22 protein-coding genes and 1 pseudogene are annotated in these 22007 nt (G+C 31.3%); 20 read left to right on the top strand and 3 right to left on the bottom strand.

The features are described 5' to 3' along the window. Positions 1–27: 27 nt before the first annotated feature. Entirely contained in the window at positions 28–429 is a 402-nt protein-coding gene (locus SAMSHR1132_RS06685; RefSeq protein WP_001062931.1) for a ribonuclease HI family protein, read from the bottom strand. A gap of 175 nt (positions 430–604) precedes the next feature. Further along, complete coding sequence (locus SAMSHR1132_RS06680; protein ID WP_000282173.1) at positions 605–1309, bottom strand: queuosine precursor transporter; 705 nt, start codon at positions 1307–1309, stop codon at positions 605–607. A gap of 244 nt (positions 1310–1553) precedes the next feature. Here SAMSHR1132_RS06680 and SAMSHR1132_RS06675 point away from each other — a divergent pair, with 244 nt between their 5' ends. From SAMSHR1132_RS06675 to SAMSHR1132_RS06615, 12 genes are all read left to right on the top strand, one after another. Then, positions 1554–1748 carry a zinc-finger domain-containing protein gene (locus tag SAMSHR1132_RS06675; protein ID WP_000086838.1) on the top strand — a complete coding sequence of 65 codons (195 nt, stop codon included), beginning with the start codon at positions 1554–1556 and terminating at the stop codon, positions 1746–1748. Positions 1749–1759: 11 nt separating this feature from the next. Then, positions 1760–2011 carry a NifU N-terminal domain-containing protein gene (locus SAMSHR1132_RS06670; protein WP_001165813.1) on the top strand — a complete coding sequence of 84 codons (252 nt, stop codon included), beginning with the start codon at positions 1760–1762 and terminating at the stop codon, positions 2009–2011. 37 nt (positions 2012–2048) lie between these two features. After that, complete coding sequence (locus SAMSHR1132_RS06665; RefSeq protein ID WP_000404625.1) at positions 2049–3173, top strand: conserved virulence factor C family protein; 1125 nt, start codon at positions 2049–2051, stop codon at positions 3171–3173. Positions 3174–3189: 16 nt separating this feature from the next. Next, positions 3190–3627, top strand: coding sequence for a bacilliredoxin BrxA (gene brxA, locus SAMSHR1132_RS06660; RefSeq protein ID WP_000995278.1), 438 nt, complete (start codon positions 3190–3192; stop codon positions 3625–3627). Between the two features lie 419 nt (positions 3628–4046). Then, positions 4047–5003, top strand: coding sequence for a thymidylate synthase (locus SAMSHR1132_RS06655; protein WP_000934882.1), 957 nt, complete (start codon positions 4047–4049; stop codon positions 5001–5003). A gap of 198 nt (positions 5004–5201) precedes the next feature. After that, complete coding sequence (locus SAMSHR1132_RS06650; protein ID WP_000175753.1) at positions 5202–5681, top strand: dihydrofolate reductase; 480 nt, start codon at positions 5202–5204, stop codon at positions 5679–5681. Positions 5682–5694: 13 nt separating this feature from the next. Continuing rightward, positions 5695–6534 (top strand): fatty acid kinase binding subunit FakB2, encoded by an 840-nt coding sequence (gene fakB2 / locus SAMSHR1132_RS06645; protein WP_000166068.1) that lies wholly within the window; start codon positions 5695–5697, stop codon positions 6532–6534. Between the two features lie 85 nt (positions 6535–6619). Then, on the top strand, positions 6620–7153 hold the full coding sequence (gene msrA / locus SAMSHR1132_RS06640) for a peptide-methionine (S)-S-oxide reductase MsrA (RefSeq protein WP_000159898.1): 534 nt from the start codon (positions 6620–6622) through the stop codon (positions 7151–7153). After that, complete coding sequence (msrB, locus tag SAMSHR1132_RS06635) at positions 7146–7574, top strand: peptide-methionine (R)-S-oxide reductase MsrB (RefSeq protein WP_000913320.1); 429 nt, start codon at positions 7146–7148, stop codon at positions 7572–7574. The genes msrA and msrB overlap by 8 nt, the downstream gene beginning before the upstream one ends. A gap of 11 nt (positions 7575–7585) precedes the next feature. Beyond that, positions 7586–8086 (top strand): PTS sugar transporter subunit IIA, encoded by a 501-nt coding sequence (locus tag SAMSHR1132_RS06630; protein WP_000473650.1) that lies wholly within the window; start codon positions 7586–7588, stop codon positions 8084–8086. After that, a complete protein-coding gene (locus tag SAMSHR1132_RS06625) occupies positions 8086–8307 on the top strand; it encodes a YozE family protein (RefSeq protein ID WP_000801009.1) in 222 nt (73 codons plus the stop codon). Before SAMSHR1132_RS06630 ends, SAMSHR1132_RS06625 begins: the two co-directional genes overlap by 1 nt. 184 nt (positions 8308–8491) lie before the next feature. Beyond that, a complete protein-coding gene (locus SAMSHR1132_RS06615) occupies positions 8492–9982 on the top strand; it encodes a S41 family peptidase (protein WP_000342169.1) in 1491 nt (496 codons plus the stop codon). A gap of 146 nt (positions 9983–10128) precedes the next feature. Here the strand turns inward: SAMSHR1132_RS06615 and SAMSHR1132_RS13790 are convergent. After that, positions 10129–11774, bottom strand: a pseudogene (locus SAMSHR1132_RS13790) (IS1182 family transposase). A 711-nt stretch (positions 11775–12485) separates the two neighbouring features. On the opposite strand from SAMSHR1132_RS13790, the gene SAMSHR1132_RS06600 reads away from it, so the two are divergent. From SAMSHR1132_RS06600 to sucB, 8 genes are all read left to right on the top strand, one after another. Continuing rightward, positions 12486–12995: a GNAT family N-acetyltransferase gene (locus SAMSHR1132_RS06600; protein ID WP_000620204.1), complete on the top strand. Its 510-nt coding sequence runs from the start codon at positions 12486–12488 to the stop codon at positions 12993–12995. Positions 12996–13006: 11 nt separating this feature from the next. Beyond that, positions 13007–14077 carry an undecaprenyldiphospho-muramoylpentapeptide beta-N-acetylglucosaminyltransferase gene (locus tag SAMSHR1132_RS06595; RefSeq protein WP_000160899.1) on the top strand — a complete coding sequence of 357 codons (1071 nt, stop codon included), beginning with the start codon at positions 13007–13009 and terminating at the stop codon, positions 14075–14077. Positions 14078–14093: 16 nt separating this feature from the next. Continuing rightward, positions 14094–14708: a phosphatase PAP2 family protein gene (locus tag SAMSHR1132_RS06590; RefSeq protein ID WP_000084771.1), complete on the top strand. Its 615-nt coding sequence runs from the start codon at positions 14094–14096 to the stop codon at positions 14706–14708. Positions 14709–14879: 171 nt separating this feature from the next. After that, positions 14880–15023 (top strand): hypothetical protein, encoded by a 144-nt coding sequence (locus tag SAMSHR1132_RS13785; RefSeq protein WP_169929176.1) that lies wholly within the window; start codon positions 14880–14882, stop codon positions 15021–15023. A gap of 468 nt (positions 15024–15491) precedes the next feature. Next, a complete protein-coding gene (gene arlR, locus SAMSHR1132_RS06585) occupies positions 15492–16151 on the top strand; it encodes a response regulator transcription factor ArlR (protein WP_000192133.1) in 660 nt (219 codons plus the stop codon). Continuing rightward, positions 16148–17503: a sensor histidine kinase ArlS gene (gene arlS, locus SAMSHR1132_RS06580; RefSeq protein ID WP_000166797.1), complete on the top strand. Its 1356-nt coding sequence runs from the start codon at positions 16148–16150 to the stop codon at positions 17501–17503. The genes arlR and arlS overlap by 4 nt, the downstream gene beginning before the upstream one ends. A gap of 185 nt (positions 17504–17688) precedes the next feature. Beyond that, entirely contained in the window at positions 17689–20487 is a 2799-nt protein-coding gene (locus SAMSHR1132_RS06575; RefSeq protein WP_000180687.1) for a 2-oxoglutarate dehydrogenase E1 component, read from the top strand. A 13-nt stretch (positions 20488–20500) separates the two neighbouring features. Then, positions 20501–21769, top strand: coding sequence for a dihydrolipoyllysine-residue succinyltransferase (gene sucB, locus SAMSHR1132_RS06570; RefSeq protein WP_001115435.1), 1269 nt, complete (start codon positions 20501–20503; stop codon positions 21767–21769). Positions 21770–22007: the final 238 nt, after the last annotated feature.

Below are 22007 nucleotides of genomic sequence, written 5' to 3'. Positions count from 1 at the left end.
TTGACATCACATCAGTCGGTGCTCCTTTTATTTATTCTTTTTTATCAACTTATATAGTGCTTGTTGTGCATACTGATTTGCTTCCTTATTTTGTTCTCTTGGTATCCATTTAACAAATAACAAATCAAAATCTTGTTCAAAAATTTCTAATTGATCAAAATAAGGTTTGAACTTGGCATTTTTTACATAACCAGCGTCAATACTATCGGCAATTAATTTAGAGTCTGTATATAAAAGTGCGTTACGAACATTCAATTCACGTGCATGTTCCAAGGCGAAAATACAAGCTGCCCATTCAGCACTATGATTATCCATTTCACCTAAATTATGCGTAAATGTATGATGTTGATCATCTTCTTTAATTACGATGGCACATGTACTGATACCTGGGTTGCCTTTAGTAGCAGCATCAAAATTTATTTTTGCCATTCATACACCAACTTCCTTTTAAATACTTATATAATGTTTCTTTTACTTTAATACAAAAAGCATAAATCAATCCATTAAAAAACACGTATCACTTAAATAAGTAACACGTGTTATAAAAATAAGTACTAGCTTTTTTATTATGTCTTGAAGCTAAAGTTTTTTCTAATAAAAATAATTAATAGCCTTGATCTAATTTATCAATTTTACCTTTACGATAAAATGATTTAGCAATATAACCAAATGGAACATTGAAAATGGTTGACGCTAATTTTAGTACGTAAGTCGTAATAAAAATCTCAAATACTACTGTGCCAGGTAAACTACCCACGAATGCTATAGCAACAAATAATGCTGTATCAATAATTGAACTTAAAATTGTACTACCGTAAGCACGAATGAAAAACGTTTTATCGGAACTAAAAATCTTTTTAATTAATGAGAAAATAAATACATCGATATGTTGTCCGATAATATAAGCGACAATTGAACCTAATGCGATACGTGGTACAACATCAAAAATTGCATGTAAAGCTTTTTGTGCCATATCTTCTGGCGCAGGAATAAAGTGTAATGATAATTGCATAACAATAATCATAATTAATGTCGACGAAAAACCTAACCAAACTGCTCTTTTGGCAACTCTTCGACCATAAATATCATTTAAAATATCAGTTGCTAAATAAATTGAAGCAAACATAACATTTCCTAATGTTGCAGATATACCAAAAATTTCTACTGTTTTAATTACTTGAATGTTGGCAATAATTGTACCAATAGCAACCCATGCAATTAAGCCTTGTTTCCCAAAAAAGCGGTACATTAATACCATAAGGACGAATGTCACAATAAATGTAACAAGTCCTAATATTTCATTATACATATTTAAATGTCCTCCTAAATTTTGATCATGCGGGTGTTTAGAAACCGCTCAATAAATAACTTACTCATTTTACTGAAAAATCGTTTACGATGCAATAGCATTTGAATATAAATACATTTTACGTACAGAATTGTAAAAGGTTTCATTCAAAAATTAGGGGTAGAAATGTTATAATATTTTTATGTCAAATTTAAAACAGTAACACTTATTTACAAGGTTGCAATATTTTGGAGTAATAAAGGAAGTGTCGCGTATTTTAACTTTTTCAGAGCAAAATGCACTCGCGAAAATAGATGATTTAATGAATACTTATTGCAATCAATGTCCGATTAAAACACGCCTCCGAAAGATAGAGGGGAAAACGAAGGCGCATCATTTTTGTATCAATGAGTGTTCAATAGGGAAAGAAATAAAACAATTAGGAAATGAACTTCAGTAGGAGGAAGTCAAATGCAAATTATATCAATTTCAGAAACACCAAATCACAATACAATGAAGATTACGCTTAGCGAAAGTAGAGAAGGTATGACATCAGATACGTATACTAAAGTGGATGATGCACACCCTCAATTTATTAATGATATTTTAAAGATTGATGGTGTTAAATCAATTTTTCATGTCATGGATTTTATTTCTGTAGATAAAGAAAATGACGCAAACTGGGAAACAGTATTACCAAAAGTTGAGGCTGTATTCGAATAAAATTTTCATCAACATAAGTTCGGGGGGAATTAAGCAAATGGAAATTTTACGAATAGAGCCAACACCTAGTCCAAATACGATGAAAGTTGTATTGTCACAAACCAGAGAAGACCAGTCGTCAAATACTTATAAAGAGGTTGCAGAATCACAACCAGCATTTATCAATAAGCTGTTATCAATCGATGGTATTACATCAATTTTTCATGTCATGGATTTTTTAGCAGTTGATAAAGAACCGAAAGCTGATTGGGAAATGATATTACCTCAAATAAAAGCTGTATTTTCTGATGAAGCAAGTCTTGATGAAATGGTTATGGAATCACAAATAGATAATCATTTTGGTGAAATTAAAGCAGAACTCTTAACATTTAAAGGCATTCCTTATCAAATCAAGTTAACGTCAGAGAACCAAGAATTGCGTGAACAATTACCGCAAGCATATATTGATCACATGATTCAAGCGCAAACAGATCAAGATAATATCGTTTTTATGCGCAAATGGATAGATTTAGGCAATCGTTATGGAGAAATGCCAGAAGTTTTGGATAGTGTGTTAGAAGAAGTTTTAGCCATTTATCCAGAATCGAAGTTACCTAATATGGTTAAACAAGCCATTTCAGATAAACGCACATATGATAATGAAGATTTTTATCGACATGTTTCATTAGATGAATATCACGGTACAAATGATTGGAAGACACGTTTAAGAATGTTGAATCATTTTCCAAATCCAACTTTTGAAGATATACCTCTACTTGATTTAGCGTTATCTGATTACAAAGTACCCATTAGACGTCAAGCCATTGTTTTGTTAGGAATGATTGAAAGCAAAGATATTTTGCCGTACCTTTATAAAGGTCTTCGAGATAAGAGCCCAGCTGTAAGAAGAACAGCAGGTGATTGTATTAGCGATTTGGGATATCCTGAAGCACTTCCAGAAATGGTGCAACTCTTAGATGATCCGCAAAAAATTGTTAGATGGCGAGCTGCTATGTTTATCTATGACGAAGGCAATGCCGAACAGCTTCCAGCACTTAAAGCGCATATTAATGACAGTGCATTTGAAGTTAAATTACAAATCGAGATGGCAATATCACGTATTGAAAAAGGTGATGAGGCTTTAGGTTCAGTATGGAAACAAATGGCAAATCGTACAGTATAATTAGGAGGAATTAAAAATGAATGCATATGATGCTTATATGAAAGAAATAGCGCAACAAATGCGTGCAGAACTAACTCAAAATGGTTTTACTAGCTTAGAAACAAGTGAAGCAGTTAACGATTATATGAATCAAGTAAAAGAAGACGATACTACTTTTGTAGTAATTAACTCTACATGCGGTTGTGCTGCCGGATTGGCAAGACCTGCAGCTGTTGCAGTTGCAACTCAAAATGAATACAGACCTACAAATACGGTTACTGTATTTGCTGGACAAGATAAAGAAGCGACTGAAACGATGCGCGAATTTATTCAACAAGCACCATCTAGTCCATCATATGCATTGTTCAAAGGTCAAAATTTAGTTTATTTTATGCCAAGAGAATTTATTGAAGGTCGAGACATTAATGACATTGCAATGGACTTAAAAGACGCTTTTGATGAAAATTGTAAATAGTCTTTAAATAAAGGTTAGCACATTAAACGATATTGAAAATGATGTCAGTCATTGATAAATAGAGACTTTAGTTGCATATCATTTATTGAAATTTACCAAATCAAGTCAACTAACGATATCTAATTTTTACAAGACTTCCAATGACATCATTCGTAATATTTCAAATGATGTGTTAACCTCTTTTTTGAAAATGAAAGCTTTAAAGTAACAGAATGGGGTAAATAATTATCAATCGTATTATATGACAAGAATGGTTGTGTAAAAAATAATATTTTGATGTGATTTTAAATCGTTACTATTTGGACTTCAATGAAATGCTTTTTACCTTGAAAGTAGCAATATTAAAAGTTACATAACTCTAAATTATAAATTAATCAAACATACATACAATAAATATTAAAAATGAGGTGTTAACAGATATGTTGAATTCATTTGATGCAGCATACCACAGTCTTTGTGAAGAAATTTTAGAAATAGGAAATACACGAAATGACCGAACAAATACGGGAACAATTTCGAAATTTGGACATCAACTTCGTTTTGATTTATCTAAAGGTTTCCCATTATTAACGACAAAAAAAGTCTCTTTTAAATTAATAGCTACTGAATTATTATGGTTTATCAAAGGTGATACGAATATCCAGTATTTACTAAAATATAACAATAATATTTGGAACGAATGGGCATTTGAGAATTATATTAAATCTGCTGATTATACAGGGCCGGATATGACTAATTTTGGACATCGTTCATTAACAGATCCAGAGTTTAATGAACAATATAAAGAACAAATGAAACAATTTAAACAACGTATTATTGAAGATGATAATTTTGCAAAGCAATACGGAGATTTAGGTAATGTATATGGTAAGCAATGGCGTGACTGGGAAGATAAAGATGGTAATCATTTCGATCAGTTGAAAACGGTCATTGAGCAAATTAAGCAATATCCTGACTCAAGACGTCATATTGTATCTGCTTGGAACCCTACAGAAATAGATACAATGGCATTACCACCATGTCATACAATGTTCCAATTTTATGTACAAGATGGTAAATTAAGTTGTCAATTATATCAACGTAGCGCAGATATATTTTTAGGCGTGCCCTTTAATATTGCAAGTTATGCATTGTTAACGCATCTTATTGCGAAAGAATGTGGACTCGAAGTAGGTGAGTTTGTACACACATTTGGAGATGCACATATTTACTCAAATCATATTGAGGCCATACAAACACAACTTGCACGAGATAGCTTTAATCCACCAACTTTAAAAATCAATAGTGACAAGTCAATTTTTGATATAAATTACGAAGATTTAGAAATTATTGGTTATGAATCACATCCACCAATTAAGGCACCGATAGCTGTGTAAATAGCAATTTTAAGTAGTTCATCATTGTTAAATATTGTGATTTATTGAATTGTTAGTGTTAAAAAGTACTTTTTTGTGTGAAACGTTTTCATTAAATATGCAAAATCATCATTTCTATCACACTTTATAATGAAAATTATGTTAAATTAAAAGTAACTTAGTAGTAAAAATTGAAATGATAGAAGAAGGAGGATAATTATGACTTTATCCATTCTAGTTGCGCATGATTTACAACGTGTAATTGGTTTTGAAAATCAATTGCCTTGGCACTTACCCAATGATTTAAAACATGTTAAAAAATTATCAACAGGTCATACACTTGTCATGGGACGTAAGACATTTGAATCTATCGGTAAACCATTGCCAAATCGTCGTAATGTTGTTCTAACAACGGATACAAATTATACGGTTGATGGTGTTGATGTTATCCATTCAATAGATGACATTTATAATTTGCCAGGCCATGTTTTTATATTTGGAGGGCAAACATTATTTGAAGAAATGATTGATAAAGTAGATGATATGTATATTACTGTCATAGAGGGTAAATTCCGTGGTGATACATTCTTTCCACCTTATACATTTGAAGAATGGGAAGTAGCTTCTTCAGTTGAAGGTCAGCTTGATGAAAAAAATACAATTCCACATACCTTCCTACATCTAATTCGAAAAAAATAAGGGGGAGAATCACATGACAAAACAGATTATTGTGACAGACTCAACATCCGATTTATCAAAAGAATATTTAGAACAACACAACATTCATGTAGTTCCTTTAAGTTTAACAATTGAAGGTGAATCATATGTTGACCAAGTAGATATTACATCTGAAGAATTTATTAATCATATTGAAAATGATGAAGATGTGAAAACAAGTCAACCTGCTATTGGTGAATTTATATCTATTTATGAAGAACTAGGCAAAGATGATGTAGAAATCATAAGTATCCATCTTTCTTCAGGTTTAAGCGGTACCTACAATACAGCATTTCAAGCGAGTCAAATGGTAGATGCAAACGTAACGGTCATTGATTCTAAATCTATTTCATTTGGCTTAGGTTATCAAATTCAACATTTAGTTGAACTTGTAAATGAAGGTTTATCTACAGACGAAATTGTCGAAAAATTAAATGACTTTAGAGAAAATATCAAACTATTTGTCGTAATTGGTCAACTTAATCAATTAATTAAAGGTGGCAGAATTAGTAAGACCAAAGGTTTAATTGGTAATATTATGAAAATTAAACCAATAGGTACACTTGATGATGGCCGATTAGAACTTGTGCATAATGCACGTACACAAAATTCTAGTATTCAGTATTTAAAGAAAGAAATAGCTGAATTTATTGGTAATCATGAAATTAAATCCGTAGGTGTAGCACATGCTAATGTCATTGAATATGTTGATAAATTAAAAAAAGTATTTAGTGATTCATTCCATATAAATAACTACGATATAAATGTAACTACACCTGTAATTTCAGCACATACAGGTCAAGGTGCCATTGGACTTGTAGTCCTTAAGCAGTAAATTTATCATTTTCAGTGTTAATTACTTCCATTTCAATCTTTTATAGACTAAATTTATAATTAGATAGATAAAGGAGGTAATTCATATGACAAAAGAATATGCAACATTAGCAGGAGGATGTTTCTGGTGCATGGTAAAGCCATTTACATCATATCCAGGCATCAAGTCAGTCGTATCTGGTTATAGTGATGGTCATGTCGAAAACCCAACTTATGAACAGGTATGTACGAATCAAACCGGCCATGTCGAAGCAGTACAAATTACATTTGATCCAGAGGTTACTTCCTTTGAAAATATATTAGATATATATTTCAAAACATTTGATCCTACCGATGATCAAGGTCAATTTTTCGATAGAGGCGAAAGCTATCAACCAGTAATTTTCTATCATGATGAACATCAGAAGAAAGCTGCTGAATTTAAAAAGCAACAATTGAATGAAGAAGGTATTTTCAAGAAACCAGTGATTACACCTATAAAACCATATAAAAATTTCTATCCAGCTGAAGACTACCACCAAGATTATTATAAAAAGAACCCAGTACATTATTATCAGTATCAACGCGGTTCTGGTAGAAAAGCGTTTATAGAATCACATTGGGGGAATCAAAATGCTTAAAAAAGATAAAAGCGAATTAACAGATATAGAATACATTGTCACTCAAGAAAATGGCACTGAACCACCATTTATGAATGAATATTGGAATCATTTTGCTAAAGGGATTTACGTAGACAAAATCTCTGGCAAACCATTATTTACTTCAGAAGAGAAGTTTCCTTCTGAATGCGGATGGCCAAGTTTTTCAAAAGCTTTGAATGATGAAGAAATTATTGAATTAGTTGATAAATCATTTGGTATGTTAAGAACTGAAGTTCGTTCAGAAGAATCTAATAGCCATTTAGGACACGTATTTAATGACGGTCCAAAAGAAAGTGGCGGATTAAGATACTGCATTAATTCCGCTGCAATTCAATTTATTCCATATGAAAAATTAGAAGAGTTGGGTTACGGCGATTTAATATCACATTTTGATAAGTAGGAGTGGAAAGTATGTTTAAAAAATTATTTGGTAAAGGCAAAGAAGTTAATAAAGATATCGCAATTTATGCACCATTAACAGGTGAATACGTAAAGATTGAAGATATTCCAGACCCTGTTTTCGCGCAAAAAATGATGGGGGAAGGATTTGGCATTAATCCAACTGAGGGAGAAGTAGTTTCTCCAATTTCAGGTCGTGTTGACAATGTCTTTCCAACTAAGCATGCTATTGGTTTAAAAGCTGATAACGGATTAGAATTATTAGTTCATATCGGTTTAGATACTGTTCAATTAGATGGCGAAGGCTTTGAAGTACTTGTATCAAGCGGAGATGAAGTGAATGTTGGTGACCCATTAGTAAGATTTAATCTCGAATTTATTAATAAAAATGCGAAATCTGTAATTTCACCAATCATTATTACAAACTCTGATCAAGCATCTTCTATCAATATTCACGATGAAAAAGCAGTCATTAAAGGCGAAACAAAAGTTATTGATGTGACAATGAACTAATGAAAAATTATTCATTTTATCAATTTGTTATGACAGTTCGTGGTAGACACGATGATAAAGGTCGTCTTGCAGAAGAGATATTTGATGATCTTGCTTTTCCAAAACATGAAGATGATTTTAACACGCTGTCTGATTATATTGAAACACATGGTGATTTTACCTTGCCAATGTCTGTATTTGATGATTTATATGAAGAATATACTGAGTGGCTAAAATTTTAGCTAATTTAGACAATATTAATTAGAACCAGGGTGATGCAACGCTATTATCCTGGTTTTAATTTGGATAAAAATAATTTCAAACTAGAAAATGTCAATTCATAATGAAATATCGTGCGCTATTCTGCAGAAATTGATATGATTAACTACACATATATGAAAAGTCCATAATTAAGGAAGTGATAAAATGGATGATAAGCGACATACATCTTCATCCAATGATGTTCAGAGCGAGTCCGAACAGCAGAATAAACAGAATCAGCAAATTCCAAAGAAACAAGTTCACTTAAAACGTTGGCAATTTATATCCATTATTATTGCAACAATTTTAATTACAGCTATTATTACGGTATTTGCTTATATTTTTATTAATCAAAAAATAAGTGGTTTAAGTAAAACAGAACAAGAAAATTTAAACAAGATTGAATATGTTTATAAAACTTTAAATAAGGATTATTATAAAAAGCAAGATTCTGATAAGCTAACGAAAGCAGCTATTGATGGCATGGTTAAAGAACTTAAAGATCCTTACTCAGAATATTTAACGAAAGATCAAACGAAATCTTTTAATGAAGGCGTATCAGGTGATTTTGTAGGTATCGGTGCAGAAATGCAAAAGAAAAATGATCAAATTATGGTAACAAGTCCTATGAAAGGTTCTCCAGCAGAACGAGCAGGTATACGTCCGAAAGATGTTATCACTAAAGTTAATGGTAAATCAATTAAAGGAAAAGCACTAGATGAGGTTGTCAAAGAAGTGAGAGGTAAAGAAAACACTGAAGTAACTTTAACTGTTCAACGCGGTAGTGAAGAGAAAGATGTAAAAATTAAACGTGAAAAAATTCATGTCAAAAGTGTTGAATATCAGAAAAAAGGTGACGTTGGTGTTATTACAATCAATAAATTCCAAAATGATACTTCAGGAGAATTAAAAGATGCAGTTCTTAAAGCGCACAAAGATGGATTAAGAAAAATTGTTTTAGATTTAAGAAATAATCCAGGTGGTTTATTAGATGAAGCTGTTAAAATGTCTAATATTTTTATCGATAAAGGTAAAACTGTTGTTAAACTGGAAAAAGGTAATGACACAGAATCAATCAAAACATCAAATGATGCTTTAAAAGAGGCAAAAGATATGGACGTATCGATATTAGTTAATGAAGGCTCAGCAAGTGCGTCTGAAGTGTTTACTGGTGCATTAAAAGATTATCATAAAGCGAAAGTGTATGGCTCTAAAACATTTGGTAAAGGTATCGTACAAACTACTCGTGAATTTGATGATGGCTCATTACTTAAATATACAGAAATGAAATGGTTAACGCCTGATGGACATTACATCCATGGTAAAGGTATTAAGCCAGATGTTGCTATTAACACACCTAAATATCAATCATTGAATGTAATTCCAAGTTCTAAAACATTTGAATTAGGCGATGATGATAAAAATGTTAAAACAATTAAAATAGGATTATCAGCACTAGGCTTTAAAGTAGATAACGAATCATCAAAATATGATTCTGCATTAGAAAACCAAGTTAAAGCATTCCAGCAAGAGAATAAACTAGAAGTTAACGGTAAATTTAATAAAGAGACAAATAATAAATTCACTGAATTATTAGTTGAAAAAGCTAACAAAAATGACGATGTTCTAGACAAATTACTTAAAATACTGAAATAATTTTTGATAGATAATTAGTGAAAACTTAATAGATAAAAAGTATTAACACACTTCCTTAAAAGTATGAAATGTATTTTTAGGAAGTGTGTTTTTTTAAATCAAATAAGTTGAAATCGTTTTCATTAAGAGGCTGGCACATTAAGTTCTTATGCAATGTAAAAAAGCTGATTTCTATTAATTATTTGATAGAAATCAGCTTTTTTGATATGCATTTTATAATGTACAGCTCGTTGAGCTGCTATTTTCCTTATATTAAGTGCCATTAATACAAAACCTAGCTCTCGTTTAACTTTATTTATTCCTCGAACTGAGATTCGAGTGAAACCCAAAATAGCCTTCATAAATCCAAAAACAGGCTCTACATCAATTTTTCTTTGACTATAGATTTTTTTCGTTTCTGGTTCAGAAAGCTTTTGATTAATTTTGGCTTTAAAGTATTCCCAATTATAATTCTTCATAATTTTCTTATTAGATTTCGAATTTGGCTTCATGCATTGATGTCTCAAAGAACATGCTGAATAGTCATCACATTCATATAGTTTGAAGTCACGTTTAAAACCATATCTATCATTACGGTATGCATATTTTTTAAAACCTATTCTTTTGTTATTAGGACATATAAATTCATCATTAAGTTCGTCATATTTCCAATTTTGAGTGTTAAAAATGTCACTTTTAAACTTTCTAGTTTTATCTTTAATAAACATGCCATACGTAATAAGTGGTGTTTTATTAAAATCATCTATAATAGCCATATAGTTTTGCTCACTACCATAACCTGCATCAGCTACAATATACTCTGGTATATAACCGAAGGTATTTTGAATCATTGTTAAAAATGGAATTAAAGTTCTAGTATCTGTTGGGTTTTGAAATAGGTCATAGGATAAAACAAATTGAGAATTTGTCGCTATTTGTAAATTGTATCCTGGCTTAAGTTGGCCATTTTTCATATGGTCTTCCTTCATTCTCATAAAAGTTGCATCATGATCAGTTTTAGAAAAGCTATTTCTATCTTTAAGAATCGATTTTTGCTCTTCATATTTACTTTTTCTTTCAGAATAATCATCAAGTTTATTTTTGAACTTCTTAATCTCAGTTCTTTTTTACGGGTCTGTTTTCTAATTTGAGCACAATCTTCGTTCTCAATAGAATGACATAAATCTTCGATTTCTTTATCTAAATGACTACCATTTAAATCAATTTCTTCTATTGTTAAATCGCTATCTCCATCTTCTTTAATCTCTGGTATTATTTTTTCTTCAACTAAGTCACGATAAAATGCTTTTGAATTTTCGTTCAATTTCGATTCGTGATTTTGAATACTTTTCTTCCACACAAATGTATATCTATTGGCACTAGCTTCTACTTTTGTACCATCAATAAAAATTGAATTATCATCAATAAGATTTTGCTTTAAACATTGACTATGGAACTGAATAAATAAAGATTCAATTAACGCATCAGTATTAGGATTCACTCTAAAACGATTAATAGTTTTATAAGAAGGTGTTTGATCTTGAGCTAACCACATCATTCGAATACTGTCATGAAGTAATTTCTCTATTCTACGACCAGAAAATACAGATTGAGTATATGTATATAAGATGATTTTTAACATCATTTTTGGATGATAGGATGTTGCACCACGATGATGTCTGAATTCATCGAATTCGCTATCAGGTATCGTTTTAACAATTTCATTAACATATCGCGATATATCATTTTGAGGAATTCTAACAGAAGTTTCTATTGGTAGTGTAAGTTGAGTCATGTTATAATTTTTATACATAAGGCACCTCGTTAATTTAGTTTAGTGGTATTTATTAAATTATACGAAAGTGTCTTATTTTTTTTAAGTATTTAAAAGTAAAATTACATGTTAATACGTAGTATTAATGGTGAGACTCCTGAGGGAGCAGTGCCAGTCGAAGACCGAGGCTGAGACGGCACCCTAGGAAAGCGAAGCCATTCAATACGAAGTATTGTATAAATAGAGAACAGCAGTAAGATATTTTCTAATTGAAAATTATCTTACTGCTGTTTTTTAGGGATTTATGTCCCAGCCTCTCATGCATGAGTTTTACTCATGTGTTCCTATTTATAAGCACACATTAACTTCGGTTAATGTCTAAGAGTCACTACATAATAAATCATTAGTGGTTTTTATAATCTCTGCCCAACTCTTTTATTGACGTTGAAGCACAAAAGATATAAATTAGACGTTCACGTAAAAAGGTAGTCATCAAAGTAATCAAATATTATTATTGATTTAGTGCTCGATTTTAATTATTAAGGTTGTATAAATTCAATATATAAAGCTAGATTTATGACTATTACCACCTTTCATATTGGTATATGATACTTTTATCGACTACTATTATCCCAATGTTTTATAATTACTGTTTTTCATGCACAATAAACGTTTAAAGTATCACGATAGTGTGTATGATTAACATGTGCAATAAAACACATTTTAATTTTATAATAAGGAGTGACGTACATGATCCGTCTAGGTAAAATGACAGATTTAGATCAAATTTTAAATCTTGTAGAAGAAGCAAAAGAAATTATGAAGGAACACGACAACGAACAATGGGACGATCAGTACCCACTTATGGAACATTTCGAAGAAGACATTGCGAAAGACTATCTATATGTTTTAGAGGACAATGACAAAATTTATGGCTTTATAGTTGTCGACCAAAATCAAGCAGAATGGTATGATGACATTGACTGGCCTGTAAATAGAGAAGGTGCTTTTGTAATACATCGTTTAACGGGATCCAAAGATTATAAAGGTGCAGCAACGGAATTATTTAATTATGTTATTGATGTAGTGAAAGCACGTGGAGCTGACGTTATTTTAACGGATACATTTGCTTTAAATAAGCCAGCTCAAGGTTTATTTGCCAAATTCGGTTTTCATAAAGTAGGAGAGCAATTAATGGAATATCCTCCTTATGATAAAGGTGAACCTTTTTATGCATATTATAAAAATTTAAAAGAATAGAGGTAATATTGATGACGAAAATCGCGTTTACCGGTGGCGGTACAGTTGGACATGTTTCAGTAAATTTAAGTTTGATTCCGACTGCATTATCCCAAGGTCATGAAGCGTTTTATATTGGTTCTAAAAATGGAATTGAAAGAGAAATGATTGAAACACAATTACCAGAAATTACGTATTATCCTATTTCGAGTGGTAAATTAAGAAGATACATTTCATTAGAAAATGCAAAAGATGTATTTAAAGTATTGAAAGGTATTTTAGATGCTCGCAAAGTTTTGAAAAAGGAAAAACCAGATTTATTATTTTCAAAAGGTGGTTTTGTATCAGTACCTGTTGTGATAGCAGCTAAATCTTTGAAAATACCAACAATTATCCATGAATCTGACTTAACGCCTGGCTTAGCAAATAAAATTGCACTTAAATTTGCCAAGAAAATTTATACTACGTTTGAAGAAACGTTAAATTACTTACCAAAAGACAAAGCAGACTTTATAGGAGCTACAATTCGTGAAGATTTAAAAAGTGGTAGTGCTCACAAAGGTTACCAATTGACATGCTTTAATAATAATAAAAAAGTACTACTCGTTATGGGTGGAAGTTTAGGTAGTAAAAAGCTAAATGAAATTATTAGAGAGAATTTAGATGCATTACTCCATCAATACCAAATTATACATTTAACTGGTAAGGGTTTGAAAGATGATCAAGTAAAGAAATCTGGCTATGTACAATATGAATTTGTTAAAGAAGATTTAACTGATTTATTAGCAATCACAGATACAGTTATAAGTAGAGCAGGATCAAATGCTATTTATGAATTTTTAACATTACGAATTCCAATGTTATTAGTGCCATTAGGTTTAGATCAATCACGTGGTGACCAAATTGATAATGCAAAACATTTTGCTAAAAAAGGTTATGCTAAGACTATCGAGGAAGAACTATTAACTGCGGAAAAATTATTAGAAGAATTAAATGTTATAGAAAAGGATAGAACAAATATCATCAATGAGATGAAAGCTTATGAACAAAGTTATACAAAAGAAGCTTTATTTAATAAGATGATTAAAGATGCATTGAATTAATGGGAGGTAATGCTTTATGAGTCAATGGAAACGTATCTCATTGCTCATCGTTTTTACCTTGGTTTTTGGGATTATCGCTTTTTTCCATGAATCAAGACTTGGAAAATGGATTGACAATGAAGTTTATGAATTTATTTATGCATCCGAGAGTTTCATAACGACATCTATTATGCTTGGTGCTACTAAAGTAGGTGAAGTATGGGCAATGTTATGTATTTCATTACTTCTTGTGGCGTATTTAATGTTAAAACGCCATAAAATAGAAGCATTATTTTTCGCATTAACAATGGCTCTATCAGGAATCTTAAATCCAGCATTAAAAAATATTTTTGATAGAGAAAGACCAACATTATTACGTTTAATTGATATTACAGGATTCAGTTTTCCGAGTGGACATGCAATGGGTTCAACTGCATATTTTGGAAGTGGTATTTACATTTTAAATCGCTTAGGACATGGTAATACAAAAGGTCTACTTATAGGAATTTGTGCAATGATGATTTTATTAATTTCAATATCTCGTGTTTATCTTGGTGTACATTATCCAACTGATATTATTGCTGGTATTATAGGTGGCGTATTTTGCATTGTTTTATCAACGTTGTTACTAAGAAATAAATTACTAAATTAAATATTAAAGAACATAACAAAAGCAGTAAACCTAAAGTGTCGTAAGGGTTTACTGCTTTTATAAAACGTTGTTATAACGTATATTGTCTTTTACGGGCATATAAAAGGGGAATATCTGAAAATGACCAATCCAACATGAACGAAACGTTGTGGGGGGGATGTTCTATGTGGTATTGATAATCATTTTCAACTACTATTATACATTAATGAGAATCATTGTCAATTAGAAACTAAAACTTTTTTAAGAAAATTTTTAAGAAATGCAAATAAAGCGCGTTATCATGCAATTTCAAAGTATAAAAAAAATCGAAAATAATGCTGGAATTGCAGTTACTAATGAAATTAGAATATTAATTTACATCACTTATTAAAATTTGTAAGATTAAATCGATATTTATTCAAATATGGACCTGATTATGTTTAAGTAATTCATATTATGTGAAAATAGAAATATTAATGTTGCAGCTTCAAAGTTATTTTCACAACGAATTAAACATAACGTTCAGAACTAAATTTACCTATATGATACTACTTCTTTTATAAAATAAATCGTTTTATGCTAGAGTAAACAATAAAATTTGAAAATGTTCTGTAAAGTCGATGCTTGGTAGTTAAGTTAATAAATAATTAATGATTTAACTCTGAAAAATTCGAACCACGGTTATTGATTTGTGATAAAATTTAAATGTAAACAAACTAATTTGTAAAACAACTATTGTATGGAAAAATACAAAATTTAATATATATTACCTTATTAGAAAAAGTCGTAATATGAGGTGCACAAATGACGCAAATTTTAATAGTAGAAGATGAACAAAATTTAGCAAGATTTATCGAATTAGAACTCACACATGAAAATTACAATGTTGATACAGAATACGATGGACAAGATGGTTTAGACAAGGCGCTTAGTCATTACTATGATTTAATTATTTTAGATTTAATGCTACCGTCGATTAATGGTTTAGAAATTTGTCGGAAAATAAGACAACATCAATCTACACCAATCATAATTATTACAGCTAAAAGTGATACTTATGACAAAGTAGCCGGTCTTGATTATGGGGCAGATGACTATATTGTTAAACCGTTTGATATAGAAGAACTTTTAGCTAGAATTCGCGCTATATTACGTCGACAACCACAAAAAGATATTATTGATGTTAATGGTATAACGATTGATAAAAACGCTTTTAAAGTTACTGTAAATGGTGCTGAAATAGATTTAACTAAGACGGAGTATGATTTATTATATTTACTTGCTGAAAATAAAAATCACGTTATGCAGCGAGAGCAAATTTTAAATCATGTTTGGGGTTATAACAGTGAAGTTGAAACAAATGTAGTTGACGTTTATATTAGATATTTACGTAATAAATTAAAACCATATGATCGCGATAAAATGATTGAAACCGTACGTGGCGTAGGGTATGTGATACGATGACAAAACGTAAATTGCGCAATAACTGGATTATTGTCACAACGATGATTACTTTTGTTACTATTTTCTTATTCTGTTTGATTATAATATTTTTCTTGAAAGATACATTACACAATAGTGAACTTGATGATGCAGAGCGAAGTTCGAGTGATATAAACAATCTTTTTCATTCTAAGCCTGTTAAAGATATTTCTGCATTAGATTTGAATGCTTCATTAGGAAATTTTCAAGAAATAATTATATATGATGAACACAATAATAAATTATTTGAAACTTCAAATGATAATACAGTACGCGTTGAACCAGGATATGAACATAGATATTTTGACCGTGTAATTAAAAAGCGTTATAAAGGTATAGATTATTTGATAATTAAAGAGCCTATTACGACTCAAGATTTTAAGGGGTACAGTTTATTAATTCACTCCCTTGAAAATTACGATAACATTGTTAAATCATTATATATTATTGCACTAGCATTTGGTGTCATTGCAACAATTATTACGGCGACGATTAGTTATGTATTTTCAACGCAAATCACTAAACCACTTGTAAGTTTATCCAATAAAATGATTGAGATTAGACGCGATGGTTTTCAAAATAAGTTGCAATTAAACACAAATTATGAAGAAATTGATAATTTAGCAAACACATTTAACGAAATGATGAGTCAAATTGAAGAATCGTTCAATCAACAACGTCAATTTGTTGAAGATGCGTCCCATGAATTAAGAACACCACTTCAAATCATTCAAGGACACTTAAACTTAATTCAACGTTGGGGTAAAAAAGACCCGGCAGTACTAGAGGAATCTTTAAATATTTCAATTGAAGAAATGAATCGTATTATTAAATTGGTAGAAGAATTACTTGAACTCACAAAAGGTGATGTGAATGATATTTCTTCAGAAACACTAGTAGTTCATATTAATGATGAAATTCGTTCAAGAATTCATTCTTTGAAACAATTACATCCGGATTATCAATTTGAAACAGATCTTACTTCTAAAAACCTTGAAATTAAAATGAAACCGCATCAATTTGAACAATTATTTTTAATATTTATTGACAATGCCATTAAATATGACGTTAAAAATAAAAAAATTAAAGTAAAAACAAGATTAAAGAATAAGCAGAAGATTATCGAGATAACAGATCATGGGATTGGTATTCCTAAAGAAGATCAAGATTTCATTTTTGATCGTTTTTATCGTGTTGATAAGTCTAGGTCTAGAAGTCAAGGTGGTAATGGATTAGGGCTATCAATTGCGCAAAAAATCATACAGTTAAATGGTGGTACTATAAAAATAAAAAGTGAAATCAACAAGGGAACAACATTTAAGATAATATTTTAAACGACTGTTTTATTGAGAAAAACATCACAAACTTTATCATTAAATACATCTAAAACCCTAGAAGAATCAACGTTTTTGTTGATTCTTCTTTTTCGTGGATAAATAGGTAAATCTACTTTAACAAATAACTAAATAGTGATATTATTACATTGTAAGCGTTTCAACATTTTTGTGGAGGGTGTAAAATGACTAACGAAAGAAAAGAAGTTTCAGAGGCTCCTGTAAACTTCGGCGCAAATTTAGGTCTTATGTTAGATCTATATGATGACTTTTTACAAGATCCATCATCAGTGCCAGAAGATTTGCAAGTCTTATTCAGTACAATTAAAAATGATGACACAATTGTACCTGCATTAAAAGGTACAAGTAGTCAAAATAGTGATGGAACGATTAAACGTGTTATGCGTTTGATTGATAATATTCGCCAATATGGGCATCTCAAAGCCGATATTTATCCTGTAAATCCTCCGAAAAGGAAACATGTGCCTAAATTAGAAATTGAAGATTTTGATTTAGATCAACAGACTTTGGAAGGTATTTCAGCAGGAATTGTTTCAGATCACTTTGCCGACATTTATGATAATGCTTATGAAGCAATTTTAAGAATGGAAAAACGTTACAAAGGACCAATCGCATTTGAGTATACACATATTAATAATAATACTGAACGTGGTTGGTTAAAACGAAGAATTGAAACGCCGTATAAAGTAACGTTAAATAATAATGAAAAAAGGGCACTTTTTAAAAAACTAGCATATGTTGAAGGTTTTGAAAAATATCTTCATAAAAATTTCGTTGGTGCAAAGCGCTTTTCAATTGAAGGGGTAGACGCGCTTGTTCCAATGTTACAACGAACAATCACAATCGCTGCTAAGGAAGGTATTAAAAATATACAAATAGGCATGGCTCACCGTGGACGTTTAAATGTCTTAACGCATGTTCTAGAAAAACCTTACGAAATGATGATTTCAGAATTTATGCATACAGATCCAATGAAATTTTTACCTGAGGATGGTAGTTTGCAATTAACTGCTGGTTGGACTGGAGATGTAAAGTATCATTTAGGTGGCATAAAGACTACTGACTCTTATGGTACAACTCAACGAATCGCACTAGCTAACAATCCAAGTCACTTGGAAATTGTTGCACCGGTTGTTGAGGGTCGAACAAGAGCGGCTCAAGATGATACACATCGTGCTGGTGCACCGACAACTGATCATCATAAAGCGATGCCAATCATCATTCATGGTGATGCTGCGTATCCAGGTCAAGGTATTAACTTTGAGACAATGAACTTAGGTAACTTGAAAGGTTATTCAACGGGCGGTTCATTGCATATCATTACGAACAATAGAATTGGTTTTACAACTGAACCAATCGATGCACGTTCAACAACGTATTCTACTGATGTAGCTAAAGGATATGATGTACCTATTTTCCACGTCAATGCTGATGATGTAGAAGCTACAATTGAAGCCATTGACATTGCCATGGAATTTAGAAAAGAGTTTCATAAAGATGTAGTAATTGATCTAGTAGGTTATCGTCGTTATGGTCATAACGAAATGGATGAACCTTCAATTACGAATCCTGTTCCTTATCAGAATATTCGCAAACATGACTCTGTAGAATATGTATTTGGCAAAAAGCTTGTTGAAGAAGGTGTGATTTCAGAAGATGAAATGCATGCATTTATTGATCAAGTACAAAAGGAATTAAGACAAGCGCATGATAAGATTGATAAAGCTGATAAAATGGATAATCCAGATATGGAGAAACCATCTGATCTCGCATTACCTTTACAAGCTGATAAACAATCTTTTACGTTTGAGCATTTGAAAGAAATTAATGACGCATTGTTAACGTATCCTGAAGGATTTAACATTCTTAAGAAATTAAATAAAGTACTTGAGAAACGTCATGAGCCTTTTAACCAAGAAGGTGGTTTAGTTGATTGGGCTCAAGCAGAGCAACTTGCATTTGCTACGATTTTACAAGACGGAAGACCAATTCGTTTAACTGGTCAAGATAGTGAACGTGGTACGTTTAGCCATAGACATGCTGTATTACATGACGAAGAAACAGGTGATACGTATACACCTTTACACCATGTACCTGATCAAAAAGCAACTTTTGATATTCACAATTCACCGTTATCAGAAGCTGCTGTCGTAGGTTTTGAATATGGTTATAATGTAGAAAATAAAGAAAGTTTTAACATATGGGAAGCACAATATGGTGACTTTGCCAATATGTCACAGATGATCTTTGACAACTTCTTATTTAGTTCTCGTTCAAAATGGGGTGAACGTTCTGGTTTAACATTATTCTTACCACATGCGTACGAAGGACAAGGGCCTGAACATTCATCTGCACGACTTGAAAGATTTTTACAGTTAGCGGCTGAAAATAATTGTACGGTCGTAAACTTATCAAGTTCAAGTAACTATTTCCATTTATTACGTGCACAGGCGGCTAGTCTTGGATCTGAACAAATGAGACCATTAGTTGTCATGTCACCTAAAAGCTTGTTAAGAAATAAGACGGTTGCAAAACCAATTGATGAATTTACGTCAGGTGGCTTTGAGCCAATTTTAACGGAGCCGCATCAAGTAGATAAAGTTACAAAGGTAATATTGGCAACCGGAAAAATGTTTATTGATTTAAAAGAAGCTTTAGCTAAAAATCCTGATGAAACGGTATTATTAGTAGCTATTGAAAGACTATATCCGTTCCCAGAAGAAGAAATTGGATCATTATTAGAACAGTTACCAAATCTTGAAGAAGTATCTTGGGTTCAAGAAGAACCTAAAAATCAAGGTGCATGGTTATATGTTTATCCATATGTTAAAGTACTTGTATCAGATAAGTATGATTTAAGCTACCATGGCAGAATACAAAGAGCGGCACCAGCTGAAGGTGACGGCGAGATTCATAAACTTGTTCAAAGTAAAATTATAGAAAATGCATTAAAAAATAACTAGGGGGAAATAAGTCATGCCAGAGGTTAAAGTTCCAGAATTAGCAGAATCTATTACAGAAGGTACCATTGCAGAATGGTTAAAAAACGTTGGGGATAGCGTAGAAAAAGGTGAAGCTATTCTTGAATTAGAAACTGATAAAGTAAATGTCGAAGTAGTATCAGAAGAAGCAGGTGTATTATTCGAACAACTTGCAAGTGAAGGCGACACAGTAGAAGTTGGGCAAGCAATTGCTGTCATTGGCGAAGGCAGTGGAAATGCTTCAAATGAATCAGAAAAAGACAAAGATAAAACTCCACAACAAAAAGATGAAACAGAGAACAATAAAGAAGAAAAAGTTACGGGCGATGATTCTACAGAATCAAAAACATCTGATGACAATCAACAACGTGTTAACGCTACACCTTCTGCTCGTCGATATGCGCGTGAAAATGGTGTGAATTTAGCTGAAGTAAGTCCGAAAACAAATGATGTACTTCGTAAAGAAGATATCGATAAAAAGCAAGATGCACCTGCATCAACACCGACATCACAAAAAACACCTGCTAAAGAAGAGAAAAAATACAATCAATATCCATCAAAGCCAGTTATCCGTGAAAAAATGTCACGTAGAAAGAAAACAGCTGCTAAAAAATTATTAGAGGTATCTAATAATACAGCAATGTTAACGACATTTAACGAAGTTGATATGACTAATGTAATGGAATTACGTAAACGTAAGAAAGAACAGTTTATGAAAGATCATGATGGTACTAAATTAGGATTTATGTCATTCTTTACAAAAGCATCTGTTGCAGCATTGAAAAAATATCCAGAAGTCAATGCAGAAATTGATGGGGAAGATATGATTACTAAACAGTATTATGACATTGGCGTAGCTGTATCTACTGATGATGGCTTATTAGTACCATTTGTTAGAGACTGTGATAAAAAGAATTTTGCTGAAATTGAAGCAGAAATTGCGAATTTAGCAGTGAAAGCAAGAGAGAAAAAGCTTGGTTTAGATGATATGGTAAATGGTTCATTTACTATTACAAATGGTGGTATTTTCGGTTCAATGATGAGTACGCCAATTATCAATGGAAATCAAGCAGCAATATTAGGTATGCACTCAATCATTACAAGACCAATTGCGATTGATCAAGATACAATCGAAAATCGTCCAATGATGTATATCGCATTAAGCTATGATCATAGAATCATTGACGGTAAAGAAGCAGTTGGTTTCTTAAAAACAATTAAAGAATTGATTGAAAACCCAGAAGACTTATTATTAGAATCATAAAATTATAATGTTTAAAAGAACATAACGGCAATTGATCACAAGTCGTTATGTTCTTTTATGTTTATTAAAACTAAATAATAGATACTAGTCTTATCAATATAAACCATAACAATATTATGTTAACTTTAAACACAAATTTGTTGTTTTAAGGAAATACATTTTTCGCATATTAATCTATAATCAAAATCAACTGACCGATATTCTATAATTTATGATTAAAATAAGTTATAATATAACC

The sequence above is a fragment of the Staphylococcus argenteus genome (assembly GCF_000236925.1).
Taxonomy (GTDB): Bacteria; Bacillota; Bacilli; order Staphylococcales; family Staphylococcaceae; genus Staphylococcus; species Staphylococcus argenteus.
The sequence above is the reverse complement of the archived record's forward strand: the minus strand, read 5'-3'. Positions and strand labels throughout refer to the sequence as shown.

What these genes read in the sequence shown, in the direction of transcription:
- SAMSHR1132_RS06685 (WP_001062931.1), bottom strand. Translation starts at nt 429, where the DNA reads ATGGCAAAAATAAATTTTGATGCTGCTACTAAAGGCAACCCAGGTATC.
- SAMSHR1132_RS06680 (WP_000282173.1), bottom strand. Translation starts at nt 1,309, where the DNA reads ATGTATAATGAAATATTAGGACTTGTTACATTTATTGTGACATTCGTC.
- SAMSHR1132_RS06670 (WP_001165813.1), top strand. Translation starts at nt 1,760, where the DNA reads ATGCAAATTATATCAATTTCAGAAACACCAAATCACAATACAATGAAG.
- SAMSHR1132_RS06665 (WP_000404625.1), top strand. Translation starts at nt 2,049, where the DNA reads ATGGAAATTTTACGAATAGAGCCAACACCTAGTCCAAATACGATGAAA.
- brxA (WP_000995278.1), top strand. Translation starts at nt 3,190, where the DNA reads ATGAATGCATATGATGCTTATATGAAAGAAATAGCGCAACAAATGCGT.
- SAMSHR1132_RS06655 (WP_000934882.1), top strand. Translation starts at nt 4,047, where the DNA reads ATGTTGAATTCATTTGATGCAGCATACCACAGTCTTTGTGAAGAAATT.
- SAMSHR1132_RS06650 (WP_000175753.1), top strand. Translation starts at nt 5,202, where the DNA reads ATGACTTTATCCATTCTAGTTGCGCATGATTTACAACGTGTAATTGGT.
- fakB2 (WP_000166068.1), top strand. Translation starts at nt 5,695, where the DNA reads ATGACAAAACAGATTATTGTGACAGACTCAACATCCGATTTATCAAAA.
- msrA (WP_000159898.1), top strand. Translation starts at nt 6,620, where the DNA reads ATGACAAAAGAATATGCAACATTAGCAGGAGGATGTTTCTGGTGCATG.
- msrB (WP_000913320.1), top strand. Translation starts at nt 7,146, where the DNA reads ATGCTTAAAAAAGATAAAAGCGAATTAACAGATATAGAATACATTGTC.
- SAMSHR1132_RS06630 (WP_000473650.1), top strand. Translation starts at nt 7,586, where the DNA reads ATGTTTAAAAAATTATTTGGTAAAGGCAAAGAAGTTAATAAAGATATC.
- SAMSHR1132_RS06625 (WP_000801009.1), top strand. Translation starts at nt 8,086, where the DNA reads ATGAAAAATTATTCATTTTATCAATTTGTTATGACAGTTCGTGGTAGA.
- SAMSHR1132_RS06615 (WP_000342169.1), top strand. Translation starts at nt 8,492, where the DNA reads ATGGATGATAAGCGACATACATCTTCATCCAATGATGTTCAGAGCGAG.
- SAMSHR1132_RS06600 (WP_000620204.1), top strand. Translation starts at nt 12,486, where the DNA reads ATGATCCGTCTAGGTAAAATGACAGATTTAGATCAAATTTTAAATCTT.
- SAMSHR1132_RS06595 (WP_000160899.1), top strand. Translation starts at nt 13,007, where the DNA reads ATGACGAAAATCGCGTTTACCGGTGGCGGTACAGTTGGACATGTTTCA.
- SAMSHR1132_RS06590 (WP_000084771.1), top strand. Translation starts at nt 14,094, where the DNA reads ATGAGTCAATGGAAACGTATCTCATTGCTCATCGTTTTTACCTTGGTT.
- arlR (WP_000192133.1), top strand. Translation starts at nt 15,492, where the DNA reads ATGACGCAAATTTTAATAGTAGAAGATGAACAAAATTTAGCAAGATTT.
- arlS (WP_000166797.1), top strand. Translation starts at nt 16,148, where the DNA reads ATGACAAAACGTAAATTGCGCAATAACTGGATTATTGTCACAACGATG.
- SAMSHR1132_RS06575 (WP_000180687.1), top strand. Translation starts at nt 17,689, where the DNA reads ATGACTAACGAAAGAAAAGAAGTTTCAGAGGCTCCTGTAAACTTCGGC.
- sucB (WP_001115435.1), top strand. Translation starts at nt 20,501, where the DNA reads ATGCCAGAGGTTAAAGTTCCAGAATTAGCAGAATCTATTACAGAAGGT.